Here is a 9,203-nt window from a genome sequence, read left to right as displayed (position 1 = left end):
CAACTGCTTTCTTGGCGCTTCGCTTGTGCAATGACGTCAAGATCGCGGCGCTTGAGCTTTTGGCTTGCGTCCCATCCGTTTGTGCATTCATTAAAAACCACTGCTACGGATCGCAGTTTTGTTCAGGTCGTACTACGTCATGCCGCACTGTCCTTCCGGCTGCGCAGTTCAACGCGGAGCCATGCCGATGAGCCACCTACGCAAGTCGTCTTTCGTCCAAACATTTCAGGGCGTCACCTATACCGAGCCTTCGGAACTTTTCGAGGCCGTCAAGCAGGCAGAAAACCAGGCGTTATCGCTGTTTCGCGAATTCCTTGAGGACAATCAGGAGCTGCTTTCTACGGTAGCTCGCAAAGGGGATGGCAATTGCGGCGAACTGGTGGCCATTCTGATCGAGCAGCTAGGCTCCAATTTCTCTAGTACACCTGCCGTATACCGTAAGAAGAAAATCGATGGAACTCTGCGTCGCCAGGTATTTGAGCGCGATGCTTATCGTTGTGTGGCTTGCGGCGATTACAAGAATCTGCACTGCGACCATAAGCATCCTGAGTCGCTAGGTGGCGAAACTACGCTGGATAACCTCCAGACGCTATGCGGTGCTTGCAATCTCTCGAAAGGCTCCTCCGTTACTTGGGAGGGCCGAAAAGCATGAGTCTGCTATTCAAATTCCGCCCCCTGGTTATCAGTCCTCAGCTGGCCGAACGCATCGGGCTGAATGAAGCCATCGTTTTGCAGCAGCTGTGCTACTGGCTGGTAGAGACTGACGCAGGCTATGAGCATGAGGGCCGGAAGTGGATTTATAACACCCTTTCACAGTGGCAAAAGCAGTTCCCCTTTTGGGGCGAGGACACCATTAAGCGAACAATGGCCTCCCTTAAAAACAAGGGCGTGATCCTGGCCGAGCAGCTGAACAAGCACAAGCACGACCGCACCAATTTCTACACCATTGTGTTCGAAAACCCACTGCTTTCCGATGAGGGCAATTTGCACTCATCGAGTGGGGGCAATGTAGGGGCTATCGATAAGGGCAATTTGCACTCTTCTGATGAGGGCAACTTGCCCCCATCCAGCGGGGCAGATTGCACTGCTCTTACAGATACTACTACATATAAAACACATAGATTATCTACAGAGACTACATCTCATGTGCCTAGCGGCACATCGAAGGCGGCCAGTAAAGCAGAGGTGGCTGAAGCTAAGCGCAAGGCAAAGGCGGATCGTCAGGCACTGGTTGCTAAGATATTCGAGCACTGGCGGACAGTGTGTGAAACCAAGACGTCACGCCTTGATGCCAAGCGCACAAAGATTATCGAGAAGGCGCTAGAGGAGTACACGGTAGAGCAGGTTATAGGCGCTATAAGTGGCTGTTCTAAATCCGACTTCCATATGGCCCGCAATAAGTACAAGGGCGCTAAAAAGTACATCGACCTAAGCCTGATTTTCAGGGATGCCGAACACACTGAGCGCTTCCTTGGAATCAATCTGAACCCCGAAGCCTTTACGCGCCAGCATTCTCGCGAGCCGGTAGCAGCTGCGCCCAAGTACGACCCACATGCGCCCATGTTTGGCCAGCAGCCAGGAGTCTGAATATGACCAGCGAAATCAGCACGACGTATTCCTCTACACTGCCAGGTAGTCAATGGTTAGTCGTTCGCAGTGACTATGAAGACCCAACCAATAACGGGTTTTCAGTGCTCGAAATCCTGTGGAACGAGTTTGATGGCTTGATGCCTGGTCGGTGGGCTAAGAACTTCACGAGCCAGCAAGCGAAGATTAACTGGATGAAAGCCTGGGCGCGGCACTTCGAAACGGTAGGGCTCAAACCTGCCGAGTCGCGCTTAGGTCTGTTCAACCTGGCCAAGCGGTCGGACATTCTCAAATGGGGAACCCTGGACGTCGGCACGTTCATCGAGCTGTGCCGACCCGTCACCAGTGACGAGGACGCCTGGGACGAAGCGTGCGAGCAATGGAAGGTTCGGTTCAAAGGCCCGCGTGTCGAAGTCATGACCGAGAAAGGCCCTAAGCTTGCCTCCCAAGACACCTGGTCAGAACCGGCCATTTTCTGGACGGCGCGCCAGTTCCAAACGCAGCTGGGCCAGGTTGAATACGAGGTCATCAAAGAGCGCTGGAGCAAGGCACTTGCGAAGAATCGCGAGAACCCGAAAGGGCCTGTTCCTCAGAATCTGGCAGACCTGGCCTTACCGGGAAAATGCAGCATCGAGCCTGCTGAGCAGAAGCGGAAAATACAGGAATTGATTGCAAGCATTCGACCGCCCAAACCAGTGGCGCAAGAGCGCGGGCAGCGAAACCTGTTATCTGACGCCGAAATCGAGCAGCGCAAACGCCAGCAACTGGCGGCGCTTGCTGAGCTGGAGGCGTCCAAAGCGAGACGCCAGCATGAAGGGCACCACGCCTACCGCCAGCCAGAAACGGTATCACGATAGTCTAGCGAGTCATGTCGGTTGCATTGCCTGCCGACATGACTACGACGAGTTCAACGGTTACGTGTCGATCCATCACATGGACGGCAGAACCAAACCCGACGCGCACTACCTGGTACTCCCCCTGTGCGCTGGGCATCACCAGGACGGCTATGGCCAGCCTGGCATGATCGCCGTCCATCCGTACAAAGCCCGCTTTGAATCACGCTATGGCAAGCAAATCAGGCTGCTGGCCGAGTGTGTCAATCGCCTGGCTGAGCAAGGCATAGACGTTCCGCCGCGAGTGCGCGAGCTGACCGGCCTGCATGAGTGCGCCCCAACATGACGACAAAAGTATGTCCCGCCTGTGGCGATGCGGACATGGTGCCGCTGCGCTCAACCAACGAAAAGATATGCCCGTCCTGCGCGCAGGTTATTGCCTGGCCGCTGGACGATGACCAAACCGCAACACTACAGCCTGCCAGGGCCTCACGGAGAGCAAAGCCAGAATGATTACCAAAGCTAGAGCGCGCGACTGGCGCGAAATGAACCGATTTAACGTCTGCCGCATTGGCGAACATGACCTGCCTGTGCCTGCGCAGGAAACTGCTGGCGCTGCTGGTTTCGACCTGCGCGCGGTACAGGGAGGGCGTATCGAGCCTGGCCAGCGCCTGAATATCCCGACTGGCTTTGCCTGGGAGTTCCCGCCCCACCTATGCGGCGAGATATGGCCGCGCAGTGGGCTGGCGCATAAGCACGGCATTGGTATTCATGCGGGGCTTATCGACAACGACTACCAGGGCGAAGTTATTGCCATCCTGCATAACACTGGCAGCGAGCCGTTCACGTTTGAGGCTGGCGACCGCATTGCGCAGATGAAGCTTGCGCCCTGCATTAGCGGGACTTGCGTCGAGGTTGTCGCGTTTGGTGAGGAAACCGCGCGCGGTGACAAGGGCTTTAACTCAACGGGGAGTAAGTAACATGCTGTTTGCCTGGTTGAAGCGTCGCCGTCTGGCGAAGAAACAAGCAGAGCGCCTGGCCAAACTCAAGGAGCAGGCCAGCACGCTGACCGAGCTGCCCGAAACGTTGGGCAGCATGTACGGCTACCCTGGCTCGTCCCCTCGTGGGATCGAGCCCGCTATCGGTCGCCAACCCGACACGCGCCGTCCGGTCATGGCCAGTCACATGGGCCTGCCGCGTGTAGAGCGCGCAGCGGATCGCGTGCCCGATAATTCCAATGACCTGGTCAATGCCGTTCTGCTCAATGAGCTGCTGACCGATACGCAGGAAGACACGCGCCGCTATACCGAGCCGGTACGCCATGAGCCCGCGCCAGTACGGTGCGAGCCTGAGCCCGAGACGCGCCGCGACTACTCCAGCAGTTCGAGCTGTTCGAGTAGCCATTCGCATCGCTCGTATGACAGCGATAGCTACAGCTCTAGCTCCTACTCCAGTAGTGACAGCTCCAGCAGCTACAGCTCTAGCGACTCCTCAAGCTCCAGTAGTTCGGACTGGTAACAATGGGCACTTCCCTGCGCATGAGTGAGGCGGAACTTGCCGCCATCAAGGCCAAGGCCGTGGGAAAGGCTAGCGCCAAGCCCGCCAAGGCTGTGACCGGCAAGGAGCGCTTGCGTGCGCTGGGACGGCTCGCGCCTGGCGAGATGAACAAGACAGAGCAGCGGTACGCCAATCACCTGGCCCGCCTGCAACTGGCTGGCGCAATCCTGTGGTGGAAGTTTGAGGCCATCACGCTGCGCCTTGCGCCTCGGACGCACCTAAAGCCTGACTTCCTGGTCATGACTGCCGAAGGGGAATTACAGCTTCATGACGTCAAGGGCGCGAAGGCCATTATCGAGGATGACGCACACGTCAAGATGAAGGTCGCCGCCAATGAATTCCCGTTTCGCGTGTTCTACGCAATCCCTGTGAAAGGCACTGAGGCATGGACACTAGAAGAAGTTTGACCGCTGACGAGGCGCACACGCCGTATATCAATCACGTCATGGGCTGCCGCAACTGCTTTGCGCCTACGGCACGGTACTGCCCAACGGGCGAGAGCCTGCGCGCGGACTATGTGATTGCCTACGTCATGGAGAAGCCCGACCGCCTGGCCAGAAAGCGCGCCTTGCAGGTCGAGAAGGACAAGAACCCGCACCTGTTCCCGCTGATCCGCGACCGCATCACGAGCTTGATACAGGCTGATTAGCAAGTCACTTGCGCGAGAGGAGTAGTCAGCGCATGGAAATCGTTTTGCAAAAGTGTGCCGATGGCTCGCTTCGTCCTGTTGACCAGGAGGGCATCGAGCAGCTGGCCAGGCTCAAGACGGGCGCAGGCATTCGCTGCAAGGTGACGCTTCCCCGCAACTTCAAGTTCCTGAAAAAGACCATGTGTCTCTTCACGCTGGCCTATGAGCACTTTTGCGAGTTTGGAATCAGCGAGGTGGAGTACAAGGGCCGCAAGGTTGTGCCCTGCAAAGAGACGTTCCGCAAGAACCTGACCGTGCTGGCTGGCCATTACGATCCGGTATTCGATATCCGTGGCCAGGTTCGCTTGGTGCCCCGCTCGCTGAGCTTTGGCAAATGCACCGAGGAGGAGGCGGGAAAAATCTACCAGGACGTCATTACCGCTGCCCTGGCCAACGTGTACCGAGCTACCGACATGACGCCCGCTCAACTTGACGCCCGAGTGAATCAGATTCTGAACTTTGCCTAACGCATCTCGTGCGCGCGCGATAATACAATAAATTTATTAAGAAGTTCCTCCTTATCATGTTAATTCGATAGCAGATTTAGGGGTGTCCTGTAAGCTTTGGCTTACAAATCGAGCACTTTTTGAGATGTAGGTCACGATGGACACTGGAACTGTAGAAATCGACATTCAAGTTAATCTCCAGCAGATTGGCCCGCGTATTACCGCTGCCCGTCGCGCTGCTGGCTTGAATCAGATTCATGTTGCAGTTGCAGTGGGCCAGAAGAACCCAACTCAAGTGTCGCTGTGGGAATCAGGCGAGCGCCTGCCGAAGATGGAAGACATGATTGCCATGTCCAAGCTGTTCGCGGTGCCGCTGGATTACCTGGTAGGGCTCAGTGATGACCCGCTGGCTGATCCGACCGAGAACAATCAGGCATTCCTGATGCGCATGATTGCGACGTCAATCGCTGATGCGCACAAGAGCTGGGCTGATGGGCTCTCTGAGCAGGTTGCAATCACGCTGCAAGGCCAGAGCCAGGACCGTTCGGACATTCAAAAGATGGCCGTCATCCTCAAGGACTTCTGCAAGGCATTTGCGCGAATCAAAGAGCTGAATCCTGGTTTTGTGGATGACATGCGCGGCTCTGACAACGTGCAGACTGCCGTAAACCGAATGACTGAGGTTATTACTCAGGCAGATGAGCGTATCGCCCGAGAGCGTAAGCGCTGCGAGATTATCGACAAAGAGCTAGGGCTTGCGACCGGCGACTATGACCGCCGTATGCGCACCTCAGTGACGCAGAACGTGCGCCAGATGGTGCTAGAGATGCCAACCCTAGACTTTGCTTAACGTTACACCGAGTACCCGCTGCTGGCGCGGGCCGGTTCGCCGGATAAGGCCAGATAGCTTGGGCGTGGAGAGGGCTAGGACAAACTATCCCACGCAGCATACATGGTGCCGGTAGACCTTCGGTATCGCCAGAGTCATGACCTCTAGGCGTACACCAGGAACCTGCCGTTGCCCCTACGTTACAGGGGCTGCATTTGTGAGGTCACTAGCTGGTCGCTCCCACGACTGGTAGCCCGACGGGGCGCAGTGACTTCACAAATGCAGGAATTATGCGAAGGCATGGGCGGCCTGGGACTCATCACCTTGGCCTGGCGGTTCAAGTCCGCTGCTTCGCTACCAAATGCGTTGTTGCTGGCGCTCACCACGGATTGGTGCCATGTCAGAAGGTGGGAAGGACCGCGCGCGAGTCGCATGCTTCTGGATACTCGACTGATGCCCTTGAGGACCGGATTCCACCTCAAGGCGCATTGGTAAGCCGTTTGATGACACCCCTGTATCTTGCAGTTTCAGGGCTCTGTGGGAAAACGCCAAACGGCTTAACCAATGCGAATCACTACACTGGATGCACGTTAAGGGTGTGCAAGGCTGTAGGGATGCAGGGCGCTTAACAGGTCGCCTGATTGTGCTGCTTTCGCGGATGGAAGCTATCGGACAGTTCAATAACCTGTAGCCAAGTCTCCGGCGCACCAGCATACGCGGTCGGAGGAATTCGATGGGGAAGGCCGCGCCCTGGCGCTAAGCGGTAATGACCTCTAACGAGGCTGTATCAGAGAGTGTTTTGCAAACTTACTTATCAATCATTTGTAAGTACATATCTTTAAGCGGATCGCAAAACACTCCCTGATGCAGAAAGCCCACATTTGCTAGTGGGCAATACGTGATTCTCCTGGGCAGCTGGCGCGAACTGAAACCCGCCAGATCACTGCGCGCAAGACAGGTACGGGACATAGCCCCCGTAGAAAGCATCTGACGCCCTGGAATAGACAGGGAAACGCAACACCTGGTATCGCATGCCCTGAAACATGAGATTCACCCCGCCGCCTTGGAGCGGCCAAGGGTGGACAGGAAAACGAATGGTGCGATATCCCGATACGCCCCGAAAGGGGCTGCATTGGAGATTGCTTTGAATGCGCCCGCCGAGCGCTAGGTTAGGTAGGCAGGAATCCGTAAGTCCGAGGCCGAAGCCGAATAGCTGTCGATATCGGCACGACCAAAGCAATCTACCAATGCAGGAATGCGCAGGCTGATGCGCCATGAGAAAGCGGGAATAAATCGGTTAGTCGTTTCGATAAGTTCCGCGCACGACGTAACCCCGCAAAGCCGGATATTCAGTACCGGCCCTGCATAATCCAGTCGCCATAGAGCGGCTGCTGTGCAAGGGTTTTTACCCTGTGTTCGCCGGAGGCAGTAACCGGCACCTATCCTTTCAAAGCCGTAGGGATTCACCAATGCCACCGTTTGAGCCTTCCGTACTGGCTGCATTGACCAGTAGCGCAGAGAGTCTGATTAAGATAGCCGAGCGCGTAACCGCCAAATCCCATAAGGCCCGTATCCTGGCCACTGCCCGCCGCGTGATGGATCGCATCGACGCCGAGCTTGGCTATACACCTGCCGTAAAGACCCCGAAAGGTCCCAAGGCCCGCCAGGATGGTGAGGAGCTGGTAGTAACCGTTACCGAGGAGTTCCGATTCCCGTCTAGCAGTCACGAGAGACGCCAGGAAGCCGAACGCCAGGTTGTGCAAGACCTGGAAGCAGCCATTGCCGCACCAGTCAACACGCCCAAGACCGTAGACCCCGAGCTGAGCAAGCGCCTGAGCACGATCAATCGCGACCTGTATCGCGCTGACCGTATGCCGGTAGAGCCCGTAAAGCCTGAGCCGGTAGAGCCGCTGCCCGTCACTACCATGACGACCTTTGCCTTGCTGGGTATGAACCCCTACCTGATTGGCAACCTACACAAGGCTGACCTGTTCACTGTGGGCGATATCGTCAACTGCACGTTCGATGAGTTGGTATCCATCGACTATGTGGGCGAGCTGGGAGCCAAGTACCTGCGCCAGAAGATGAAGAATTACGGCTTTGCCCTGGTAGGCGAATCACTGGAGTGTGCGGCATGACTAGACCAAGCCTTGAGTTGGCCGCCAGCATGGTGGTCAAGGAGCAGTATCACGTCTGGCCGGACTCGACCGTTGTTAGCTGCATGCTGACATTCAGTAACGGCCACACTGAGGTAGGTAATTCACGTCCATACATTGCAGGCGATTACAGCGTAGAGCAAGGCAGTGAACGCGCCCGCGCTAATGCCCTGGCTGCCGCTATGCCTGGCTTGATCTTCTATTGTCGCGCTATGGAGCACATGGAAAGCGCTATAGCTCGCGAAATCCACGACGCAGCCAAGCAGGCGCTATCTACCGCAGTAGAGACCCTGGCAGTCGTTGCGCAGAAAGCTGATACCTCTCAGTGCGTTGAGAGCCCCAATGATATGGCCAAGGCCCACGCTAAAGCGCCAGAGCTTATTCATGACCTGCACGTAAGCCTGTCCTTTCAGCGTCTCCTTGCTCGATTAAACATATACCGCACCGCTGACCTGCTGGCGCTTACACGAGAAGGCTTAAGCAGCAGGTATCAGCTGTCAGACTCCTGCATTAAGCACATCTGCAAGGAGCTAGAGGCGAACGGTCTGCGACTGGCTGAGGAGTCGGTATCTGTTACTGACACGCCATCAAACCCCAATATGGCTCGTTCCATTGCCAAGTCCCGTTACGAGGATTGCTGAGTCATGAGCCTGTTTAAGCGCCTATCGACCATGAGCGCGTCCGAGGCATACAGCCAGACCACGCTACCGTGCGGCACACGCCTTGAGATTGAAGGCGCTGCGCTGTACCTGGTAACAGATGCCCGCATATGGATGAAGCCAAGCCAGGCCCGCAAAGTCCTGCGCCGTACCGATAACACACGGTCAGGCTTTCACCTGCTGCGTATGGCGTACCTGATAGCGTCGGTATTCCTCATGGCAGCTATCTGCACTGACGTATTGGACCTGGCCAGCGGTGTAATACCAGCCTCTAGCTGTCCAACTATCACGCCTACCCAAATAATCATCACTACCGTATGCGTTGACATGATCCTGGCCAGGCTCGTGTACCTGTGTATCCTCAAGGCCGTAAACCCCTTCCGCCGCGTCTCCCTCCTTTCGTTCTAACCTCGGAAAGTCCCGCCAAAGCGCACACCGGCACCGCTAT

At 56.3% G+C, this 9,203-nt stretch carries 13 protein-coding genes; all 13 read left to right on the top strand.

What is annotated here, in order from left to right:
• Positions 1-187 precede the first annotated feature (187 nt).
• Positions 188-652: an HNH endonuclease gene (locus tag PLU01S_RS19120; RefSeq protein WP_074829752.1), complete on the top strand. Its 465-nt coding sequence runs from the start codon at positions 188-190 to the stop codon at positions 650-652.
• Positions 649-1,587, top strand: coding sequence for a hypothetical protein (locus PLU01S_RS19115; RefSeq protein WP_074829750.1), 939 nt, complete (start codon positions 649-651; stop codon positions 1,585-1,587). The genes PLU01S_RS19120 and PLU01S_RS19115 overlap by 4 nt, the downstream gene beginning before the upstream one ends.
• 2 nt (positions 1,588-1,589) lie before the next feature.
• Positions 1,590-2,444: a hypothetical protein gene (locus PLU01S_RS19110; protein WP_074829747.1), complete on the top strand. Its 855-nt coding sequence runs from the start codon at positions 1,590-1,592 to the stop codon at positions 2,442-2,444.
• Complete coding sequence (locus PLU01S_RS19105) at positions 2,398-2,766, top strand: Ref family recombination enhancement nuclease (RefSeq protein ID WP_074829745.1); 369 nt, start codon at positions 2,398-2,400, stop codon at positions 2,764-2,766. Before PLU01S_RS19110 ends, PLU01S_RS19105 begins: the two co-directional genes overlap by 47 nt.
• A gap of 163 nt (positions 2,767-2,929) precedes the next feature.
• A complete protein-coding gene (gene dut / locus PLU01S_RS19100) occupies positions 2,930-3,400 on the top strand; it encodes a dUTP diphosphatase (RefSeq protein WP_216822629.1) in 471 nt (156 codons plus the stop codon).
• A 1-nt stretch (position 3,401) separates the two neighbouring features.
• Positions 3,402-3,938 carry a hypothetical protein gene (locus PLU01S_RS25965; RefSeq protein ID WP_074829742.1) on the top strand — a complete coding sequence of 179 codons (537 nt, stop codon included), beginning with the start codon at positions 3,402-3,404 and terminating at the stop codon, positions 3,936-3,938.
• Positions 3,939-3,940: 2 nt separating this feature from the next.
• Positions 3,941-4,384, top strand: a complete 444-nt coding sequence (locus PLU01S_RS19090; RefSeq protein WP_233432237.1) for a DUF1064 domain-containing protein — start codon at positions 3,941-3,943, stop codon at positions 4,382-4,384.
• Positions 4,363-4,626 (top strand): hypothetical protein, encoded by a 264-nt coding sequence (locus PLU01S_RS19085; protein WP_139208932.1) that lies wholly within the window; start codon positions 4,363-4,365, stop codon positions 4,624-4,626. Before PLU01S_RS19090 ends, PLU01S_RS19085 begins: the two co-directional genes overlap by 22 nt.
• Before the next feature lie 32 nt (positions 4,627-4,658).
• Positions 4,659-5,132, top strand: coding sequence for a DUF1367 family protein (locus tag PLU01S_RS19080; RefSeq protein WP_074829737.1), 474 nt, complete (start codon positions 4,659-4,661; stop codon positions 5,130-5,132).
• Positions 5,133-5,268: 136 nt separating this feature from the next.
• Entirely contained in the window at positions 5,269-5,961 is a 693-nt protein-coding gene (locus PLU01S_RS19075; RefSeq protein WP_074829725.1) for a helix-turn-helix domain-containing protein, read from the top strand.
• A 1,448-nt stretch (positions 5,962-7,409) separates the two neighbouring features.
• Positions 7,410-8,078, top strand: coding sequence for a hypothetical protein (locus PLU01S_RS19065; RefSeq protein WP_074829717.1), 669 nt, complete (start codon positions 7,410-7,412; stop codon positions 8,076-8,078).
• On the top strand, positions 8,075-8,737 hold the full coding sequence (locus tag PLU01S_RS19060; protein WP_074829715.1) for a hypothetical protein: 663 nt from the start codon (positions 8,075-8,077) through the stop codon (positions 8,735-8,737). Before PLU01S_RS19065 ends, PLU01S_RS19060 begins: the two co-directional genes overlap by 4 nt.
• Positions 8,738-8,740: 3 nt before the next feature.
• The gene (locus tag PLU01S_RS19055) at positions 8,741-9,163 is read left to right on the top strand and encodes a hypothetical protein (protein ID WP_074829712.1); all 423 of its coding nucleotides are present in this window, start codon (positions 8,741-8,743) and stop codon (positions 9,161-9,163) included.
• Positions 9,164-9,203: the final 40 nt, after the last annotated feature.

The organism is Pseudomonas luteola NBRC 103146 (assembly GCF_002091675.1).
Taxonomy (GTDB): domain Bacteria; phylum Pseudomonadota; class Gammaproteobacteria; order Pseudomonadales; family Pseudomonadaceae; genus Chryseomonas; species Chryseomonas luteola.
Note: the sequence above shows the minus strand (reverse complement) of the source record. Positions and strands in the feature narration are given on the sequence as shown.

Coding starts and splice junctions, on each gene's coding strand:
- PLU01S_RS19105 (WP_074829745.1), top strand. CDS start 2,398: ATGAAGGGCACCACGCCTACCGCCAGCCAGAAACGGTATCACGATAGT.
- PLU01S_RS19055 (WP_074829712.1), top strand. CDS start 8,741: ATGAGCCTGTTTAAGCGCCTATCGACCATGAGCGCGTCCGAGGCATAC.
- PLU01S_RS19115 (WP_074829750.1), top strand. CDS start 649: ATGAGTCTGCTATTCAAATTCCGCCCCCTGGTTATCAGTCCTCAGCTG.
- PLU01S_RS19085 (WP_139208932.1), top strand. CDS start 4,363: ATGGACACTAGAAGAAGTTTGACCGCTGACGAGGCGCACACGCCGTAT.
- PLU01S_RS19120 (WP_074829752.1), top strand. CDS start 188: ATGAGCCACCTACGCAAGTCGTCTTTCGTCCAAACATTTCAGGGCGTC.
- PLU01S_RS19060 (WP_074829715.1), top strand. CDS start 8,075: ATGACTAGACCAAGCCTTGAGTTGGCCGCCAGCATGGTGGTCAAGGAG.
- dut (WP_216822629.1), top strand. CDS start 2,930: ATGATTACCAAAGCTAGAGCGCGCGACTGGCGCGAAATGAACCGATTT.
- PLU01S_RS19065 (WP_074829717.1), top strand. CDS start 7,410: ATGCCACCGTTTGAGCCTTCCGTACTGGCTGCATTGACCAGTAGCGCA.
- PLU01S_RS19090 (WP_233432237.1), top strand. CDS start 3,941: ATGGGCACTTCCCTGCGCATGAGTGAGGCGGAACTTGCCGCCATCAAG.
- PLU01S_RS19075 (WP_074829725.1), top strand. CDS start 5,269: ATGGACACTGGAACTGTAGAAATCGACATTCAAGTTAATCTCCAGCAG.
- PLU01S_RS25965 (WP_074829742.1), top strand. CDS start 3,402: ATGCTGTTTGCCTGGTTGAAGCGTCGCCGTCTGGCGAAGAAACAAGCA.
- PLU01S_RS19110 (WP_074829747.1), top strand. CDS start 1,590: ATGACCAGCGAAATCAGCACGACGTATTCCTCTACACTGCCAGGTAGT.
- PLU01S_RS19080 (WP_074829737.1), top strand. CDS start 4,659: ATGGAAATCGTTTTGCAAAAGTGTGCCGATGGCTCGCTTCGTCCTGTT.